A 17,244-nucleotide genomic window follows, 5' to 3' on the forward strand; every position below is an offset into this window, starting at 1 on the left:
CCTGGCTTCCTGTTATTAAAATTTTTGTGTTCAGGGATCGAGGTAGACAAATGATTGGTAAAAAGCTCAAAACGGTGGCGGCATATGTGGTGATCCTGGCGGCAGGCCTGGGGGCCGGCTTGGCAATCGCCAAACTGCCCGCCATGTTCAAGAAGCCTTACGTCGAAGGCAATTACGCGGCTTACTTCCCCGACACCACGACCAAGGTGGTGGTGTATGGCACGGAAACCTGTCCCTTCTGCATCAAGACTCGCGCTTATCTGAAGGAACACAAGATCGCTTTCGCCGATCTCTATGTCGACCAGTCCGAGAAGGCCAAGAAGGAATTCGCGCAACTGGGTGGCGGCGGCGTCCCCATGATCCTCATCGGCAATCGCCGCATCGAAGGCTTCAACCAGGCAGCCGTCGAGGATGCACTGAAGAAGTTCGCCAACTAAGCCCATCGCCGCTGCATAAAACGGCGCCAGATACCGGACGGTCTGGCGCTGCGGGAGTCCTATCGTCCGCATTTTCACTAGGAGATAAACACATGTTGAAAAAACTCGGTTTCTTCATTTTTGCGATGGCGATGGGCAGCGGTTTTGCGTTCGCAGCCAACGAAGACTGCGCGAGCGAGTGCTTCGATTTCTATCAGGCCTGCCTGGACAACGGCTGGCCTAAGCCACCGACTTGCCTGCGCAACTACAAGCAGTGCATGGCGTATTGCAACGCAAACTAAGAAAAAGGAAAAAATCCGTGCTGCAGAAAATCGCTTTCTTCGTATTCGCGCTGGGACTGGGAACGTCCTACGCTTCCGCCAATCTGGGCTATGACCTGTGCGTCGATAGCTGCGAAGCGACCTGGGAAATGTGCCGTCAAGTGCCGCAACGCCCCGGCTCGCAAGCCTGTGTGCGTGAGCTCGATCGTTGCCGCACGCAGTGCGCGGTGAAATATCCCTAACTAAAAAAAGGGCGCCGTTCGTGAACGGCGCCCTTTGTCATTAGCGGAACAGTTTTAGCGAGCGAGTGCGGCGTTTTTGAACAAGGCTGGCAGGTCGATGGCATTGGCCATGGCCTGGAAGCCGGCATCGTTGGGATGCAGATGGTCGCCGGAATCGTAGGCGGGCAGCAGGCGTTCGGGATGGGCGGGATCGCGCAGCACGGCATCGAAATCGGCCACGGCATCGAAGGCGCCGCTGTTGCGGATCCAGCCGTTGACCTGGCGCCGCAGGGCGTCCTTGGCCGGCGAATCGTAGTCCGTGATCGGCGTGCCGCTCAGCGCTCCGGCGAATGGCGGCAGCGTGGCGCCGATTACGCGCAGCTGGCGTTGGCGGGCGCGCTCGATGAGGGCGCGGTAGCCGGCGATCAGGCGCTCGGCCGTCATGGGGGCTTCCTTCGGCGCCAGCGCGCTGCCCGGCCAGCCGATATCGTTGGTGCCGAGCATGAGGACGAGGGCGCCGGCGTGGGGCTGGTCGAGCACATCGTGCTGCAGGCGATCGGCGGCTTTGACGCCCATGCCGTCGCTCAGCAGGCGGGCGCCGGAAATGCCGGCATTCGCCACGCCGGCCGGAATGCCTTGCTGCGCCAGGCGCGCGGCGAGATAGTCGGGCCAGCGGCGGTTGCGGTCGGGCGTGGAGCCATTGCCGTCGGTGATGGAGTCGCCCAGGGTGACGATGGTAAAGGCGGCATGCGCCGGGCCATCCACCTGAACGGAATTAAGGAAGGCGCGCCCTTGCAGCGGCAGGCTGCCGGGCAGGGCGGCGGCGGCGACCAGGTTGCCGGCGGCGATAAAGCCGGTCTGCTGCGCGCCCCAGTGGAAGGTGCTGAGCGGCGCGGCCTGCGGCAGCCAGGCGGAAACGCTCAGGCGCTGCAAGGCTTGCACCGGATAGGGCAGGGGATCGCTGGTGGCGACGGCGCCGGGCGCCACGGTCACGCCGGGCTGGCCGCCGAAGCGCAAGGCGCGGCTGCTGGCGGCATCGATGGCGGAGGTGGCAGCTTGCGCATCGCTGTCGCTGCCCGCCGTGCGCGCGACCTGCGCGGCGCCGATCACCAGCGGCGTGCTGCCGTAGCGGTTGGAGAAGGTGACGCGCAACTGCGCGCCGCCGCTGCTAAGACGCAGCACTTCGCGCACGGTTTGCTGCTGTAGCTTGGCCGGCATATTGGTCGGCAGGATGAAATCGGCATTCCAGGCGGGATGCGCGGCGCTGTACCAGCTGGTCTGCCATTGCGTTTCCGCAGCGGCGGCGTGGTGCAGCGGGATGGCAAGTGCCGCCAGCATGGCGGCGGTAGCGAATGGTCGGGACAGAAACATGAAGCTTTCTCCGTAGTAAACAAGGACAAGGAAAGCTTAGCTAACATGGTTTCATGCGGGAAGACGGCAGAAACGACTGAGGCTTATTCTCATTTGGAATGGGTGGCGTTAAAGGACAGGCGCTATCCGGAACAACCTTTGTGTCCATATTAGAAAAAGGAAAATCCGATGTTGAAGAAAATCGCATTCATCTTTGCTCTGGGCTTGAGCGCTTCCTACGCCATGGCAGCCGGTTTCTGCGAACCCCAGTGCGCCGAAAAATTAGCTTTCTGCAATGCGCACGGCAAACCACCCAGCTTGTGCAGCGGTGAATACAGCATGTGCATGTACCGTTGCAGTCTCGGTTCCTGAATCTGATCTGAAGGAGAATCCCATGTACAAAAAAATGGCCTTGTTTGTGTTCACCGCCGCCGCCGCCCTGTCGGCATCGCTCGCCACCGCACGTCCCGATTGCCGCGCCCAGTGCTACATCGACTACCGCGCCTGCGTCAGCAACGGCGAGAATCCGGCGGATTGCCGCGTCATCCTGCTCCAGTGCTACGACGATTGCGCATACCCTCAGCACTAAGAAAGGACAGGGCATGCTGAGAAAAATTACATTCATATTTGCGCTGGGTCTGAGCATGGCGTACGGCACGGCCGGTGCCGTGGAGGACTGCAGCATGTGCCTTTCCGAGTACCACGGTTGCCTGGAGCGCGGCGTGCGCGCCGGCCTGTGCGATCGGATCTACGAGGAATGCTGGCGCCGTTGCGAGTATTGATATTTGCACGATGATGTATCAAAACTGCATGGACAGATGCGAAGGCATCTATGCCCGCTGTAAAAAACGCCGGAACTAGAAGCGGCCGTGTCCATGGCTGCTATCATTCCAAAAACGAATGATGGATGGCTATGGACACGATACGATCATTGCATTTCTTTGTAAGGGCGGTGGAGCTGGGCAGCTTTTCCGCTGTCGCCCGCGAACAGAATACGACCCAGCCCACGGTGAGCAAGGTGCTGGCCGCGCTGGAGGACGATCTTGGCGTGCGTCTGCTGGAACGCAGCACGGCCAGCTTGAGCGCCACGGCGCAGGGCCGGCGCTTTTACGAGCGCGCCAAGGCCGTGCTGGATGAATATGCCGAAGCCGTGGCCGATGTGCGCGGCGAAGGCGCCGCCAGTTCCGGCCTGCTGCGCGTGAATGCGCCGGTGGCGTTGGGGCAGTTCAGCCTGAATAGCTTCGTGCAGGATTTTTTGCGCCGCTATCCGGCGATGGAAGTGGAGCTGATCCTGAACGACCGCATGGTCGATATGGTGGAGGAGGGTATGGATGTGGTGCTGCGTCATGGCCGCGACCTGCCGCAGAACGCCGTGGCGCGCCGCGTCGGCAGTTCGCCGCGCTGGCTGGTGGCATCGCCGGCGTATCTGCGCCGCCATCCGGCGCCGCGCCAGCCGCAGGAACTGGTGCAGCACAACTATATCCGCTATGCGTGGAGCGGCGGCAGCACCGTCGTTTTACGCAATGGCGAGCGGGAGGTAACGGTGCAGACACAGGGGCGCTACCGCGTCAACAATGCGCTCGCCATCCGCGACAGCCTGCTGCAGGGCAGTGGCATTGCCCTTTGTCCGGCATGGCTGGTGCATGACCTGGTGGCGGCGCGCCAGCTGCGCCATGTGATGCCCAAGTGGTGCGGCGAAGCGCAGGAGCTGCACCTGCTGTACCCCTCGCGCCGTTATCAGCCAGCCAGGGCGCGCATGTTTATCGAGCAGTTGCAGCTCTGGCTGCAAAAAATGCCGGGAATGGAGTAATTCGCGGCAGTGTTCGTAGTACAACCATCAATGAAAGGAAAAACGATGTTCAAGAAACTGGCCTTCTTCCTCTTTGCCTGCGCCGCCGGCTCGTCCTATGCGGTGAGCAGTTCCCAAGCGTTTGCCCAGACCGAGTGCCGCCAGCAATGCCTGTTCGACCGCTACGATTGCGTGAACCAGGAACCGCGCCCTTCCAACTGCTTTGCCGAATACAGCCGCTGCATCGCGCATTGCAGTGCGATCGGCCAATAAAAGATGGCGTAAAGGCGCCGCTGCTTGCAGCGGCGCCGCCTCTCTTCAACCTCACCTAATGAGATAAACATGCACAAGAAACTTGCCCTGTTCGTATTTGCCGCCGTTGCCGCGCTCTCCTCCTCTCTGGCCAGCGCCAGCTACGATCATTGCACCATCTGCTATATCGAGCATAACCACTGCAATGGCAATCCCAATGCCAATCAGGAAACCTGCGAGGAGAACTATTGGAGATGCCTGCAAGCCTGCGGTATCCAAATTCCTTAAGGGAGCGTGAGACTGGCGCTGGCGCCAGTCTCAAAATGTCTTTTGAAAATTGCGCTGTGCTGCATCTTCCGCTGTGATTTCGGTTCATGAACCTCAACTGAAGGAGCGTCCCATGTTCAAGAAACTTGCCGTGTTCCTGTTCGCCGCCGCTGCCGCGCTGTCGGCATCGATCACCACCGCCATCGCCGCACCAGGCGGCTGCCTGGCCCAGTGCCGCCTCGATTACAACGAGTGCCTTGGCTCGGGCATCGATTCGGCAGCATGCCGCCGCGAACTCCTGCAGTGCAACCGCGATTGCCGTTATCCGCCGGCCTGAGTCATTCCGCCTGGCCTATGGCGTCCATGCTGCAGGCCAGGCGGCGTTCCCTGTCTGTTACAACCACAAAAAAGGAGACACCATGTACAAAAAACTCGCGCTTTTCCTGTTTGCCGCCGCGACCGCCCTGTCGGCAAGCGTCGCCACCGCGCGTCCGCCTTTCTGCGACTCCTTCTGCTTCAACCAATACAAGGGCTGCATTAACAGGGGAACGCCTCAGGATCAATGCGCGGAACAGTACTCCGATTGCATCTCGGGCTGCGCTTAAGCAGAGGTATACATCGCCTTGGACCTGACCAAGCGCGGTAGCTCCATCCACCAATCAGTCATGAATGGAATAGAAGATGTTTAAAAAACTGGGACTCTTTATCTTTGCCTGCGCCATGGGCAGTTCGTACGCTTTTGCCGACAACTGCGAAGTCAGCTGCGAGCGCCGTCTCGAACGTTGCGAGGCAAGCAGCACGCCGAGAGCGATCTGCCACACCGAGTATGGCCGCTGCATGCGCCGCTGCACCCGTTAAGCCGGCATTCCAGTCCCGCCTTCGACAAGGAGAAATATGATGCTTAAGAAACTTGGATTCTTTATCTTTGCCTGCGCCGCAGCCAGTTCCTACGCCATGGCGGAAGGCAGCGAGGCCGAATGCCGCGAGCAATGCCTGATCGAGCGCAATGCCTGCATGGAGGATCATCCGCGTCCGTCGGTCTGCTTTACCCCATACCGCAATTGCATCAACAAGTGCCGGGGTGTCGGCATCTGAATGCCATGAAATGAGGCGGCGAGGGCGGATGCCGGCCCGCCGCCTTTTGCGTTTCAGCCGCGCTTGCGGTCGTGGCGCCACAGCACGTCGCTGCCGCCGGCAAAGCGGTTCAGCACGCGCGCCAGCACGAACATCAGGTCGGACAGGCGGTTCACATACTGGCGCGGATGGTCGTGGATATTCTCCTCCTTGCCCAGCGTGACGATGGCGCGTTCGGCGCGGCGGCACACTGTGCGGCAGACATGCGCGATCGACGCGGCGCGCGAACCGGCCGGCAGAATGAATTCGGTCAGCGCCGGCAGGGTGGCGTTGTACTTCTCCAGCAGCGCGTCGAGGCGCTCGACATGCTCTTCCTTGATCATCTGGTAGCCGGGAATGCACAACTCCCCGCCCAGGTCGAACAGGTCGTGCTGTATCATCACCAGCTCTTCGCGCATCTCATCCGGCATGGCTTCGCACAGCAGCAGGCCGATGGTCGAATTCAGCTCGTCCACATCGCCCATGGCGTGCACGCGCACGCTGTCCTTGCTGGTGCGGCTGCCGTCGCCCAGGCCGGTGGTGCCGTTGTCGCCGGTGCGGGTGGCGATTTTCGAGAGTCGATTGCCCATGGTGTCTTCCTTGCGCGTTTAAGAATGCTGGGAGGATACGACAAAATCGCCGCTCGCGTCCCGCGTTTTCGCCCGGCTTGCGTTTTTGAACATACAATCGGGGTTCGATCTGCGTTTTCACGACGAATCCATGACTCTTGCCAGACCCCAGCCGGCCTTCAGCGCCGCGCGCCAGCAGAGCGTTGCGGCGGCCCTGCGCGCACTATTGCCGCCAGCGAGCATCCTGTCCGACCTGGAGGACACTCGTCCTTATGAATGCGACGGCCTGTCGGCCTACCGCCAGCCGCCCATGGTGGTGGCCCTGCCGCAGTCGGAGCAGGAAGTGCTGGCCGTGCTCAAGGTCTGCCGCGACATGCAGGTACCCATCGTGCCGCGCGGCGCGGGCACCGGTCTGTCGGGTGGGGCGATGCCGATTGCCGATGGGGTGGTGCTGTCCACCGCGCGCCTGAACCGCATCGTGCGCCTGGACGCGTATGCGCGCACGGCGGTGGTGCAGCCGGGCGTGCGCAACCTGGCGATCTCGGACGCGGCCGCGCCGTACGGCCTGTATTACGCGCCCGACCCGTCTTCGCAGATCGCCTGTACCATCGGCGGCAATGTGGCCGAAAATTCGGGCGGCGTGCACTGTCTGAAATACGGGCTGACGGTGCACAATGTGCTGCGCGTGCGCATGGCCACCATCGAGGGCGATGTGGTGGAGCTGGGCGGCGAGGCGCTCGATGCGCCGGGCCTGGACCTGCTGGCCGCCTTCATCGGCTCGGAAGGCATGCTGGGCATCGTCACCGAGGTCACGGTCAAGCTGGTGCCCAAGCCGGCCGTGGCGCGCGTCATCATGGCGTCGTTCGACAGCGTGGTGGCGGGCGGCAACGCGGTGGCGCGGGTGATCGCGGCCGGCATCATCCCGGCCGGGCTGGAGATGATGGACCAGACCTCGGCGTGCATGGTCGAGCCTTTCGTGCAGGCCGGCTACGACACCGGGGCCGCCGCCATCCTGCTGTGCGAGGCGGACGGCACGCCGGAGGAGGTGGAAGAGGAAATCGCGCGCATGAAGGCGGTGCTGGAAGGGGCGGGCGCCGGCGCGATCCAGGTCTCGTCCAGCGAGCAGGAGCGGATGCGCTTCTGGTCCGGCCGCAAGAACGCCTTCCCGGCGGCGGGCCGCATCTCGCCCGACTACTACTGCATGGATGGCACCATCCCGCGCAAGCATCTGGCGCGGGTGCTGACCGGCATCGCTGAGGTGGAGGGCAAGTACGGGCTGCGCTGCGCCAATGTCTTCCACGCCGGCGACGGCAATCTGCATCCGCTGATCCTGTTCGACGCCAACCAGCCGGACGAGTTGCAGCGCGCCGAAGCCTTCGGCGCCGAGATCCTGGCCCTGTGCGTGGAAGTGGGCGGCACCATCACCGGCGAGCATGGCGTGGGCATCGAGAAGATCGATTCCATGTGCGCCCAGTTCAAGGTGGCCGAGCTGGAAGCCTTCTTCGGCGTCAAGCGCGCTTTCGATCCGCCCGGACTGCTCAATCCCAACAAGGCCATTCCCACGCTGAACCGCTGCGCGGAATTCGGCAAGATGCGGGTCACGGGCGGCGTCCTGCCGCACGCCGGCTTGCCGCGTTTCTGAAGGAGCGATTTTGCAGTCGATATTGGCGGGTTTCATTGAACGGATCCATGCGGCCACGGCGCGCAAGTCGCCGCTGCGCCTGCGCGGTGGCGGCAGCAAGGATTGGTACGGGCAAGGCCTGCAAGGCGAGGTGCTCGACACGCGGGCCTACACCGGCGTGGTGGACTACGAACCGACGGAGCTGGTCATCACGGCGCGCTGCGGCACGCCTTTGGCCGAGATCGAAGCCCTGTTGGCGCAGCACGGGCAGATGCTGGCGTTCGAGCCGCCGCGTTTCGGCCAAGGCGGCAGCACCATCGGCGGTGTGGTGGCGGCCGGCCTTTCGGGGCCGCGCCGCGCCAGTGCCGGCGCCGTGCGCGATTTCGTGCTGGGCGCGCAATTGCTGGATGGGCGCGGCGAAGTGCTGAATTTCGGCGGCCAGGTCATGAAGAATGTGGCCGGCTACGATGTCTCGCGCCTGCTGGCCGGCTCGCTCGGCACGCTGGGACTGATCACGCAAGTGTCGCTGAAAGTGCTGCCGCTGCCGCCATGCGAAACCAGCATTCGCTTCGAGATGGACGAGATCAGCGCGCTGCGTTATCTGAATGAGTGGGCCGGGCAGCCGCTGCCCATTTCGGCCTCCAGCTGGCATCGGGACAGGCTGACGCTGCGCCTGTCCGGCGCCGAAGCGGCGGTGCAGGCGGCCTTGCGCCGTCTTGGCGGCGCGCCGCTGGACGACGGCGCGGCGTTCTGGGCGGCTTTGCGCGACCAGACGCATGACTACTTCAATGGCGGCGCGCTGTGGCGGCTGTCGCTGCCGCCGGCCGCCAGCGCCCAGGTGCTGCGCGGCGAGCAGTTGATCGAGTGGGGCGGCGCGCAGCGCTGGCTCAAGGTGGCGGACGGCGATGCCGGCGGCATCCGCCGCAGCGTGGCGGCGGCGGGCGGGCATGCCACCTTGTACCGCCGCGATGCCGCGCCGCAGGATGGACTCTCCGTGTTCCATCCGCTGCAGCCCGCGCTCGCGCGCATCCATGAACGCCTGAAGCTGGCCTTCGACCCGGCCGGCATCTTCAACCCCGGCCGCATGTACTGAGCATATGCAAACCAATCTGGCTGACTTCATCAAGAACACGCGCGAGGGCGACGAGGCGGAAGCCATCCTGCGCGCCTGCGTGCACTGCGGCTTTTGCACGGCCACCTGTCCCACCTACCAATTGCTGGGCGACGAACTGGATGGTCCGCGCGGCCGCATCTACCTGATCAAGCAGGTGCTGGAGGGCGCGCCCGTCAGCGCCAAGACCCAGATCCACCTCGACCGCTGCCTGACGTGCCGCAACTGCGAAAGCACCTGTCCCTCCGGCGTGCAATACGGCCGTCTGGTGGACATCGGCCGCAAGATCGTCGAGCAGCGCGTGCCGCGCCCGCTGCCGCAGCGCATCCTGCGCTATGTGCTGAAGGAAGGTTTGCCGCGCAAGGCGCTGTTCACCGCCGCCCTGCGCGCCGGCCAGCTATTCAGGCCGCTGCTGTCCAAGCCCTTGCAGGACAAGCTGCCGCCCATGCGCGGCGGCGGCGCCTGGCCGCAGCGCAGCCATGCGCGCAAGATGCTGCTGCTGGATGGCTGCGTGCAGCCCGGCCTGGCGCCCAATATCAATGCCGCCACCGCGCGCGTGCTGGATGCGCTGGGTATCGAGCTGCAGCGCGCGCCCAAGGCAGGCTGCTGCGGCGCGCTGCGCTACCACCTGAACGACCAGGCGGCGGGCCTGGACGATATGCGCCGCAATATCGACGCCTGGTGGCCGTACGTGGAAGCCGGCGCGGAAGCCATCGTGATGACGGCGTCCGGCTGCGGCGTCACGGTCAAGGAATACGGCCACCTGCTGGCGCACGACGCGCGCTACGCCGCCAAGGCGCGGCGTATTGCCGAACTGACGCGCGATCTGAGCGAACTCCTGCCCGCGTTCGAGCAGGAGCTGGCGCGCCGCGTCGGCCCGGTCGAGGAGCGCGTCGCCTATCACCCGCCCTGCACCTTGCAGCATGGCCAGCAGATTCGCGGCAAGGTGGAGGGCGTGCTGCGCGCCATCGGCGTCGATGTGCGCCTATGCGCCGACGCGCATCTATGCTGCGGTTCGGCCGGGACGTATTCGCTGCTGCAGCCGGAGTTGTCGCTGCAACTGCGCGAACGCAAGCTGGAAAATCTGGCGGAAACGGGCGCCAGCCGCATCGTGTCGGCCAATATCGGCTGCCTCACCCATCTGCAGGCGGGCACGGACACGCCGGTCGAGCACTGGATCGAGCTGGTCGACCGCGCCCTGGCCGCCGCTAGCCGGGACTGAACAGGGCCAGCTGGTTGGCCGGGGCGCCGCCGATCTCGTGCAGATTGCTGAGCGGCGGCAGCTGGGCCGCCGCCTGCCACTCGGGCGAGACGACAAAGCCGTCGGCCCAGGCGCCGACGGCCTCGCCCGGCATGGGCCGCGCAATGCCATAGCCCTGCGCCAGATCGCAGCCCAGGCGCATCAGCAGCGCGCCATGCGCCACCGTTTCCACGCCTTCCGCGATCACGCCGCGGCCAAAGGCGCGCGCCAGGCCGATCACCGCGTTCACCAGATGCAGGTCGTCGCGGTCCTCCAGCATATTGCGCACGAAGCCCTGGTCGATCTTCAGCACATTGGCGGGCAGCCGCTTCAGATAGGACATGGACGAGTAGCCGGTGCCGAAATCGTCGAGCGCGAAGCTCACGCCCAGCTGCTGGCAGGCGAGGATGGTGGCGCGCACATGGGCCAGGTCGCGCAGGGCCGACGACTCCAGGATTTCCAGCTCCAGCCGCTGCGGCGGCACCGCCGGGAATTCGGCCAGGATGCTTTGCAGGCGCTCGACGAAATCGGCGCGCTGCAGGTGGTAGGCGGCCACGTTCACGCTGACCATCCATTCGCGCCCCTCGCGCCGCCAGGCGTCGAGCTGGCGCAGCGCCTGGCGCATGACCCATTCGCCGATATCGGCAATCAGCTCGGTATGTTCGACGATCGGCAGGAAATCCAGCGGGCCGACGATGCCGCGCTTGGGATGGCGCCAGCGCAGCAGCGCCTCCATGCCGAAGATGCGCCCCTGGCGCATATCCATCTTGGGCTGGTAGTACAGCAGCAGCTCGCCCGCCTCCAGCGCCTCGCGCACTTCGGTGCGGCGGTTGTGGTGGGTGCGCACCTGCTGATCGAGGTCGGCGTCGAAGAAGTGCACGGTGCCGCGTCCGCGCACCTTGGCCTGGTACAGCGCCTGGTCGGCGTGGCGCAGCAGATTGTCGGCGCTGATCTCATTGCCCTCATACAGGGCCACGCCGGCGCTGGCGCTGATCGACACGGTTTGTGTCTGGCAGCGGTAGCCGCGGCCCAGCACCGCCATCAGCTGGAGCATGATCTCTTCCACGGCGGCGCGGCTGCCCTGGCCAGGCAGCAGCAGCACGAACTCGTCGCCGCCCAGGCGCGCCGCGTAGTGGCGCGGCATGGCGAAATCGTGCAGGCGGCTGGCCACCTGCTTGAGGATGTCGTCGCCCAAGCCTTGGCCGCCACGCTCGTTCACCTGCTGGAAGTGGTCGAGGTCGAACAGGCACACGGCCAGCAGGCTATGGTCTTCGCGCGCCTGCGCCAACTCCTGCTCGAAGCGGGCGGCGAGCGCATTGCGGTTGGGCAGGCCGGTCAGCACGTCGTGCTGGCTTTGCCAGGTCATCTGCTGCAGCAGGTTGCGCTTCTCGCTGACGTCGCGCAGCACCAGCACCGCGCCCTGCATCTCTCCTCGGCCTTCTCCGCTGGCCTTGCGGATCGGCGCCGCCGAATACTCGACATTGAAGTGCACGCCGGAGCTGTGGCGCAGGCTCTGGTTTTGCGCCTTGACCACGCCGCCGCCCGCGCAGATATCGGCCATGGTCTTGAGCAGGGTGCGCTGGCCGAAGCTGTTCGCCAGCACCAGCACCGCGTGCAGCTCGCGCCCGCGCGCGCGTGAAGCGGGCCAGCCGGTGAGCGCCTGCGCCGCCTCGTTCAGGCTGACGATCCTGCCTTCCAGGTCGGTGGTGATGACGGCCTCGCCGATCGATGCCAGCGTGACTTCGATGCGTTCCTTTTCCGACTGCAGCGACTGCAGCAAGCCTTGCACCCGTTCCGCCATATCGTTGAAGGTGGTGGCCAGGGCGCGCGCTTCCAGGCTGCCGCCGACGTGCATGCGCACATCGTGCTGGCCGTTGCGGAAGGCGCTGGTGGCGCGCGCCAGCCGGCGCAGCATGCGGTGGTTGGCGAAGATCAGCAGGCCGAGCAGGGCGTAGATGATGACAATATTCAGCGCCGAGATCAGCGCCTGCTGGCGCAGCGTCTGCCAGACCCGGGCCAGCGGCCGCGCGGGTTGGAACCACAGCTCCAGCAGGCCGCCGCCTTCGGACGGCGGCAGCGGCACCAGATAATAGTCGGCCTGCATGCCGGCCAGATTTTCCAGCCAGGCGGGGTAGCGCAGTTCGCCCAGCGGCCGCGCGGCCAGGGCGCGCCGCTGTCCCGCGCCATCTTCCCAGCGGATCATGGCGACGTCGCCGTTCAGATTGGCGGCCTTGGCCAGTTGCGCGGCCATGTCGGCGGCCTTGCCGTGCAGGGCGGCCGGCGCCAGCGTGGTGGCGAGCCAGGTGGCGAACTGCTGCGACTCGGACTGGTAGCGCGCCTGCTCGCTGGCGCTTTCCGACTCGATCAGCAGCGTATAGCGCAGCCCCACCACCACGGCGATGATGAGGAAAATCGGAATGAACAGGCGAGAGTATGTGCCCATCCGCATCCAGGACGACAGGAATTTCGCCGGCAGCTGCATTGTTAAACGATCGAGTAGTTTTTTTAATTATTACTCTGAAAGATACTTAAATGCACAAGAGAAATGAAAACGATTTCATTTTTGGCGAAACGAGACTTATTCCTTTTTAGATGCGGATTGCCGGCCGATTGCCGAAGTTTATTCAGCGAGCAGCTTTTCCACGTCCGGCAAAATCTCGGCCGGCTTGGTGGCTGGGGCATAGCGCTCGTAGACGCTGCCATCCTTGCGGATCAGGAATTTGGTGAAATTCCATTTGATCGCTTGCGTGCCGAGCAGGCCGGGCGCGCTTTTCTTCAAATGCTGGAACAGGGGATGGGCATGCTCGCCATTGACGTCGATGCGCGCGAACAGGGGGAAGCTGACGCCATAGTTCAGGGTGCAGAAGGCGGCGATATCGTCCCCGGTGCCCGGCTCCTGCTGCAGGAACTGGTTGCAGGGAAAGCCCAGCACCACCACGCCGCGTTCCTGGAACTGGCGGTAGAGCGCCTCCAGGCCCTCGTACTGCGGCGTGAAGCCGCATTTGCTGGCTGTGTTCACGATCAGCAGCACCTTGCCGCGGTACTGCGCCAGGTCGACCTGCTGGCCGGACAGGCTTTCGGCCTGGAAGTCGAAGACGGTGGTCATCAGATGATCCCCAGATGTTCGGTGCCGGCCGACAGGTCGCGCGTCTTGGCGGCCTTGCCTTCCAGCTTGATGGTCAGGCGCAGGTCGTTGACCGAGTCGGCGTTGCGCAGCGCGTCCTCGTAGCTGATCTTGTCCGCTTCGTGCAGGTCGAACAGGGACTGGTCGAAAGTCTGCATGCCGAGTTCGCGCGACTTCTTCATCAGCTCCTTGATCTCGTGCACCTGGCCCTTGAAGATCAGGTCCGAGATCAGCGGCGAATTGAGCATGATCTCGATGGCGACGGCGCGGCCCTTGGCTTCCTTGAGCGGAATCAGGCGCTGCGAGATCATGCCTTTCAGGTTCAGCGACAGGTCCATCAGTAGCTGCTGGCGGCGTTCCTCGGGGAAGAAGTTGATGATGCGGTCGAGCGCCTGGTTGGCGCTGTTGGCGTGCAGCGTGGCCAGGCACAGGTGGCCGGTTTCGGCGAAGGCGATGGCGTGGTCCATGGTCTGGCGGTCGCGGATCTCGCCGATCTGGATCACGTCTGGCGCCTGGCGCAGGGTGTTTTTCAGCGCCACTTCCCAGTCTTCGGTATCCACCCCCACTTCGCGCTGGGTGATGATGCAGTTCTTGTGCGGGTGGACGAATTCCACCGGGTCTTCGATGGTGATGATGTGGCCGTGGCTGTTCTCGTTGCGGTAGCCCACCATAGCCGCCATCGTGGTCGATTTGCCGGAGCCGGTGGCGCCCACCATGATCACCAGGCCGCGCTTGGCCATGATGATCTCCTTCAGCACCTCGGGCAGGCCCAGGTCTTCCAGCTTGGGGATGGCGCTGTTAATCGTGCGCAGCACCATGCCGACGGAACTCATTTGCACGAAGGCCGAGACGCGGAAGCGGCCCAGGTCGCCGGGACTGATGGCGAAGTTGGCTTCTTTGGTCAGCTCGAAGCCGGCGGTCTGCTTGTCGTTCATGATCGAGCGCGCCAGGTCGGCCGTGTGGGCCGAGGTCAGCACCTGGTTGGACACCGGTGTGAGCTTGCCGTCGATCTTGATGGCGGGCGGGAAGCCGGCCGTGATGAACAGGTCCGAGCCTTTTTTGCTGACCATCAGGCGCAGCAGGTCGAACATGAATTTGGATGCCTGGTCGCGTTCCATGGTGCGTGTTTGCCTTTACTGGATTGCTTAGCCGGGAAAGTTTTCCGGAATCTTGGCGGCCGAACGCGCGGCGGCGGCCGAAATCACATTGCGCCGCACCAGGTCCGTGAGGTTCTGGTCCAGTGTCTGCATGCCCACATTGCTGCCGGTCTGGATGGCCGAATACATCTGCGCGATCTTGGCTTCGCGGATCAGGTTGCGGATGGCCGGCGTGCCGACCATGATCTCGTGCGCCGCTACGCGGCCCGAGCCGTCCTTGGTTTTCAAGAGGGTCTGCGAGATCACCGCCTGCAGCGATTCGGACAGCATGGCGCGCACCATCTCCTTTTCCTCGGCCGGGAAGACGTCGACGATACGGTCGATGGTCTTGGCGGCCGACGAGGTGTGCAGGGTGCCGAACACCAGGTGGCCGGTTTCGGCCGCCGACAGGGCCAGGCGGATGGTTTCCAGGTCGCGCAGCTCGCCCACCAGGATGGCGTCCGGGTCTTCGCGCAAGGCCGAGCGCAGCGCGTTATTGAAGGACAGGGTGTGCGGCCCCACTTCGCGCTGGTTGATGAGGCACTTCTTCGATTCGTGCACGAATTCGATCGGGTCTTCGATGGTCAGGATGTGGCCATACTCGTTTTCGTTGAGATGGTTGATCATGGCCGCCAGCGTGGTCGATTTGCCGGAACCGGTCGGTCCCGTCACCAGCACCAGGCCGCGCGGCCTGAGCGCGAATTCGGCGAAGATGCGCGGCGCGTTGAGCTCCTCCAGCGACAGGATCTTGGAGGGAATCGTGCGCAGCACGGCCGAGGCGCCGCGCTCCTGGTTGTAGGCGTTGACGCGGAAGCGCGCCAGGCCCGGTATGGCGAAGGAGAAGTCGCATTCGAGCATTTCCTCATACGCCTTGCGCTGGCCGTCGTTCATGATGTCATAGATCATGCCGTGCACGTCCTTGTGCTCCAGCGGCGGCAGGTTGATGCGCCGTACATCGCCATGCACCCGTATCATCGGCGGCAGACCGGCCGAGAGGTGCAGGTCCGATGCCTTGTTCTTGACGGAGAATGCGAGAAGTTCGGAGATGTCCATTTATAATCCCTGTGCCTGAAAAGATGGCGTTTGCCGCGCTGCCTGATCCGCTACCCTGAACCAGCCCATTTGATTATGTCCACAATCACCCAGAACTTGCAAGCCGTTACCGAGAACATTGTTGCCGCCGCGCGCGAGGCGGGGCGGGCGCCGGACAGCGTGCAATTGCTGGCAGTCTCCAAGACCTTCGGCGCGGATGCGGTGCTGCAAGCCGCCCAGGCCGGCCAGCGCGCCTTCGGCGAGAACTATGTGCAGGAAGGCGTGGACAAGGTGGCGGCCGTGGCGCAAGCCTTGCCGGGCCTGGGTTTGGCCGAGGCGGCGCTGGCATGGCATTTCATCGGCCCGATCCAGAGCAATAAGACGCGCCCCATCGCCAGCCACTTCGACTGGGTGCATACGGTCGAGCGCGCGAAGATCGCGCAGCGCCTGTCGGAGCAGCGCCCGCCGGAACGGGGCCCGCTCAACATCTGCCTGCAAGTCAATATCAGCGGCGAGGCCAGCAAAAGCGGCGTGGCGCCGCAGGAAGTGGCGGCGCTGGCGCGCCAGGTCGTGGACCTGCCGAACCTGCGCCTGCGCGGCCTGATGGCGATTCCCGAGCCGGAAGACGATTTCGCGCGCCAGCGCGCCGCCTTTGCCGCGCTGCGCCAGCTGTTCGATAGCTTGCGCGCCGATGGGCTGGAACTCGATACACTATCGATGGGCATGTCGGCCGATATGCGGGCCGCCATCGTGGAGGGCGCCACCATCGTGCGCGTCGGCAGCGCGATTTTCGGCGCGCGCCACTACAACAAGGAATCAATATGAAGATTGCATTTATCGGCGGCGGCAATATGGCTTCCGCCCTGATCGCCGGGCTGGCGGGCAAGCTGGCGCCGGGCGGTAACATCCATGTGGTCGATCCCAATCCGGCCGCGCTGGACAAGCTGTTCACGGCGCATGGCGTGTCGGCCGCGACCGAGCTCGATGAACGCGTGCCGGCGGCCGAGGTGATCGTGCTGGCGGTTAAGCCGCAAAGCATGCGCGAGGTGGCCAGCCAGCTCAAGCCCCTGCTCGATCTGGCGCAGGAGGCGGGCCGCCAGCCGCTGCTGCTGTCGATCGCGGCCGGCATCCGCAGCGCCGACCTGGCGCGCTGGCTGGGCGGCTACGCGGCCATCGTGCGCACCATGCCGAATACGCCGGCCCTGATCGGCCAGGGCGTGACGGGCATGGTGGCGGCGCCCGGCGTCACGGCCCAGCAGCGCGACGCGGCCGACCACATCATGCGCGCCGTCGGCAGCACGGTGTGGGTCGAGAAGGAAGCGCTGATCGATCCGGTCACGGCGGTGTCGGGCAGCGGCCCGGCCTATGTCTTCTACTTCATCGAAGCGATGCAGGCAGCGGCTGAAGAACTGGGCTTGACGGCCGAGCAGGGCCGCGAACTGGCGCTGGCCACCTTTGCCGGCGCGGCCCAGCTGGCGCTGCAGTCGGACGAGCCGGTGTCGGTGCTGCGCGAGCGCGTCACCTCGAAGGGCGGCACCACGTATGCGGCTCTGAGCAGCATGGAGCAAAGCGGCGTCAAAGCCGCCATCGGCGGCGCCATGCGCGCCGCCGCCGCGCGCGGCAAGCAGCTCGGCGAGGAGCTGGGCGCGCAGGACTGAGATCGTGCGCGCGGCATGCGGCAGCGATTGAATGCTGGCATTTATGCAAGCTTTTGGGTATGCT

23 protein-coding genes are annotated in these 17,244 nt (G+C 64.4%); 17 read left to right on the forward strand and 6 right to left on the reverse strand.

Annotated elements, in window-relative coordinates; translation table 11 throughout:
* Window positions 1-50 precede the first annotated feature (50 nt).
* The 3 genes from FHS03_RS10950 (at window position 51) to FHS03_RS10960 (ending at window position 939) form a co-directional block, all read left to right on the forward strand.
* Entirely contained in the window at window positions 51-437 is a 387-nt protein-coding gene (locus tag FHS03_RS10950; RefSeq protein ID WP_221208110.1) for a glutaredoxin family protein, read from the forward strand.
* Between the two features lie 92 nt (window positions 438-529).
* The gene (locus FHS03_RS10955) at window positions 530-718 is read left to right on the forward strand and encodes a hypothetical protein (protein ID WP_183441011.1); all 189 of its coding nucleotides are present in this window, start codon (window positions 530-532) and stop codon (window positions 716-718) included.
* 17 nt (window positions 719-735) lie between these two features.
* Window positions 736-939, forward strand: a complete 204-nt coding sequence (locus tag FHS03_RS10960) for a hypothetical protein (RefSeq protein WP_183441012.1) — start codon at window positions 736-738, stop codon at window positions 937-939.
* Window positions 940-993: 54 nt separating this feature from the next.
* Here FHS03_RS10960 and FHS03_RS10965 read toward each other — a convergent pair whose 3' ends face one another.
* Entirely contained in the window at window positions 994-2,289 is a 1,296-nt protein-coding gene (locus FHS03_RS10965; protein WP_183441013.1) for an SGNH/GDSL hydrolase family protein, read from the reverse strand.
* A 373-nt stretch (window positions 2,290-2,662) separates the two neighbouring features.
* Here FHS03_RS10965 and FHS03_RS10970 point away from each other — a divergent pair, with 373 nt between their 5' ends.
* The 9 genes from FHS03_RS10970 to FHS03_RS11010 all read left to right on the forward strand — a co-directional run bounded on the left by FHS03_RS10970 (window position 2,663) and on the right by FHS03_RS11010 (window position 5,671).
* Complete coding sequence (locus tag FHS03_RS10970) at window positions 2,663-2,857, forward strand: hypothetical protein (protein ID WP_183441014.1); 195 nt, start codon at window positions 2,663-2,665, stop codon at window positions 2,855-2,857.
* A 13-nt stretch (window positions 2,858-2,870) separates the two neighbouring features.
* On the forward strand, window positions 2,871-3,050 hold the full coding sequence (locus FHS03_RS10975) for a hypothetical protein (protein WP_183441015.1): 180 nt from the start codon (window positions 2,871-2,873) through the stop codon (window positions 3,048-3,050).
* Between the two features lie 131 nt (window positions 3,051-3,181).
* Window positions 3,182-4,078: a LysR family transcriptional regulator gene (locus FHS03_RS10980; protein ID WP_183441016.1), complete on the forward strand. Its 897-nt coding sequence runs from the start codon at window positions 3,182-3,184 to the stop codon at window positions 4,076-4,078.
* A gap of 45 nt (window positions 4,079-4,123) precedes the next feature.
* A complete protein-coding gene (locus FHS03_RS10985) occupies window positions 4,124-4,330 on the forward strand; it encodes a hypothetical protein (RefSeq protein ID WP_183441017.1) in 207 nt (68 codons plus the stop codon).
* Between the two features lie 69 nt (window positions 4,331-4,399).
* Complete coding sequence (locus FHS03_RS10990; protein WP_183441018.1) at window positions 4,400-4,597, forward strand: hypothetical protein; 198 nt, start codon at window positions 4,400-4,402, stop codon at window positions 4,595-4,597.
* Between the two features lie 112 nt (window positions 4,598-4,709).
* Complete coding sequence (locus FHS03_RS10995; protein WP_183441019.1) at window positions 4,710-4,913, forward strand: hypothetical protein; 204 nt, start codon at window positions 4,710-4,712, stop codon at window positions 4,911-4,913.
* An 82-nt stretch (window positions 4,914-4,995) separates the two neighbouring features.
* Window positions 4,996-5,181 carry a hypothetical protein gene (locus tag FHS03_RS11000; RefSeq protein ID WP_183441020.1) on the forward strand — a complete coding sequence of 62 codons (186 nt, stop codon included), beginning with the start codon at window positions 4,996-4,998 and terminating at the stop codon, window positions 5,179-5,181.
* 76 nt (window positions 5,182-5,257) lie between these two features.
* Window positions 5,258-5,434, forward strand: a complete 177-nt coding sequence (locus FHS03_RS11005) for a hypothetical protein (RefSeq protein ID WP_183441021.1) — start codon at window positions 5,258-5,260, stop codon at window positions 5,432-5,434.
* Between the two features lie 36 nt (window positions 5,435-5,470).
* On the forward strand, window positions 5,471-5,671 hold the full coding sequence (locus FHS03_RS11010) for a hypothetical protein (protein WP_183441022.1): 201 nt from the start codon (window positions 5,471-5,473) through the stop codon (window positions 5,669-5,671).
* Window positions 5,672-5,724: 53 nt separating this feature from the next.
* Here the strand turns inward: FHS03_RS11010 and FHS03_RS11015 are convergent, their stop codons facing one another.
* Window positions 5,725-6,279 carry a cob(I)yrinic acid a,c-diamide adenosyltransferase gene (locus FHS03_RS11015; RefSeq protein ID WP_183441023.1) on the reverse strand — a complete coding sequence of 185 codons (555 nt, stop codon included), beginning with the start codon at window positions 6,277-6,279 and terminating at the stop codon, window positions 5,725-5,727.
* A 130-nt stretch (window positions 6,280-6,409) separates the two neighbouring features.
* Here FHS03_RS11015 and FHS03_RS11020 point away from each other — a divergent pair, with 130 nt between their 5' ends.
* From FHS03_RS11020 to glcF, 3 genes are read left to right on the forward strand one after another with little or no spacing between them, the layout of a single operon-like run.
* A complete protein-coding gene (locus tag FHS03_RS11020; protein WP_183441024.1) occupies window positions 6,410-7,900 on the forward strand; it encodes an FAD-linked oxidase C-terminal domain-containing protein in 1,491 nt (496 codons plus the stop codon).
* Window positions 7,901-7,910: 10 nt separating this feature from the next.
* Window positions 7,911-8,972, forward strand: a complete 1,062-nt coding sequence (gene glcE, locus FHS03_RS11025; protein WP_183441025.1) for a glycolate oxidase subunit GlcE — start codon at window positions 7,911-7,913, stop codon at window positions 8,970-8,972.
* A gap of 4 nt (window positions 8,973-8,976) precedes the next feature.
* On the forward strand, window positions 8,977-10,212 hold the full coding sequence (gene glcF / locus FHS03_RS11030; protein ID WP_183441026.1) for a glycolate oxidase subunit GlcF: 1,236 nt from the start codon (window positions 8,977-8,979) through the stop codon (window positions 10,210-10,212).
* On the opposite strand, the gene FHS03_RS11035 is transcribed toward glcF, so the two are convergent.
* From FHS03_RS11035 to FHS03_RS11050, 4 genes are all read right to left on the reverse strand, one after another.
* Complete coding sequence (locus tag FHS03_RS11035) at window positions 10,199-12,673, reverse strand: putative bifunctional diguanylate cyclase/phosphodiesterase (RefSeq protein WP_183441027.1); 2,475 nt, start codon at window positions 12,671-12,673, stop codon at window positions 10,199-10,201. The genes glcF and FHS03_RS11035 overlap by 14 nt on opposite strands.
* Before the next feature lie 177 nt (window positions 12,674-12,850).
* Complete coding sequence (locus FHS03_RS11040) at window positions 12,851-13,336, reverse strand: glutathione peroxidase (protein ID WP_183441028.1); 486 nt, start codon at window positions 13,334-13,336, stop codon at window positions 12,851-12,853.
* A complete protein-coding gene (locus FHS03_RS11045) occupies window positions 13,336-14,472 on the reverse strand; it encodes a PilT/PilU family type 4a pilus ATPase (protein ID WP_183441029.1) in 1,137 nt (378 codons plus the stop codon). The genes FHS03_RS11040 and FHS03_RS11045 overlap by 1 nt, the downstream gene beginning before the upstream one ends.
* Window positions 14,473-14,499: 27 nt before the next feature.
* The gene (locus FHS03_RS11050) at window positions 14,500-15,543 is read right to left on the reverse strand and encodes a type IV pilus twitching motility protein PilT (protein WP_050409379.1); all 1,044 of its coding nucleotides are present in this window, start codon (window positions 15,541-15,543) and stop codon (window positions 14,500-14,502) included.
* A 75-nt stretch (window positions 15,544-15,618) separates the two neighbouring features.
* Between FHS03_RS11050 and FHS03_RS11055 the strand changes: the two genes are divergently transcribed.
* Complete coding sequence (locus FHS03_RS11055; RefSeq protein ID WP_183441030.1) at window positions 15,619-16,347, forward strand: YggS family pyridoxal phosphate-dependent enzyme; 729 nt, start codon at window positions 15,619-15,621, stop codon at window positions 16,345-16,347.
* On the forward strand, window positions 16,344-17,180 hold the full coding sequence (gene proC / locus FHS03_RS11060; protein ID WP_183441031.1) for a pyrroline-5-carboxylate reductase: 837 nt from the start codon (window positions 16,344-16,346) through the stop codon (window positions 17,178-17,180). Before FHS03_RS11055 ends, proC begins: the two co-directional genes overlap by 4 nt.
* Window positions 17,181-17,244 lie beyond the last annotated feature (64 nt).

The organism is Pseudoduganella violacea (genome assembly GCF_014191875.1).
Lineage (GTDB): Bacteria > Pseudomonadota > Gammaproteobacteria > Burkholderiales > Burkholderiaceae_D > Rugamonas > Rugamonas violacea_A.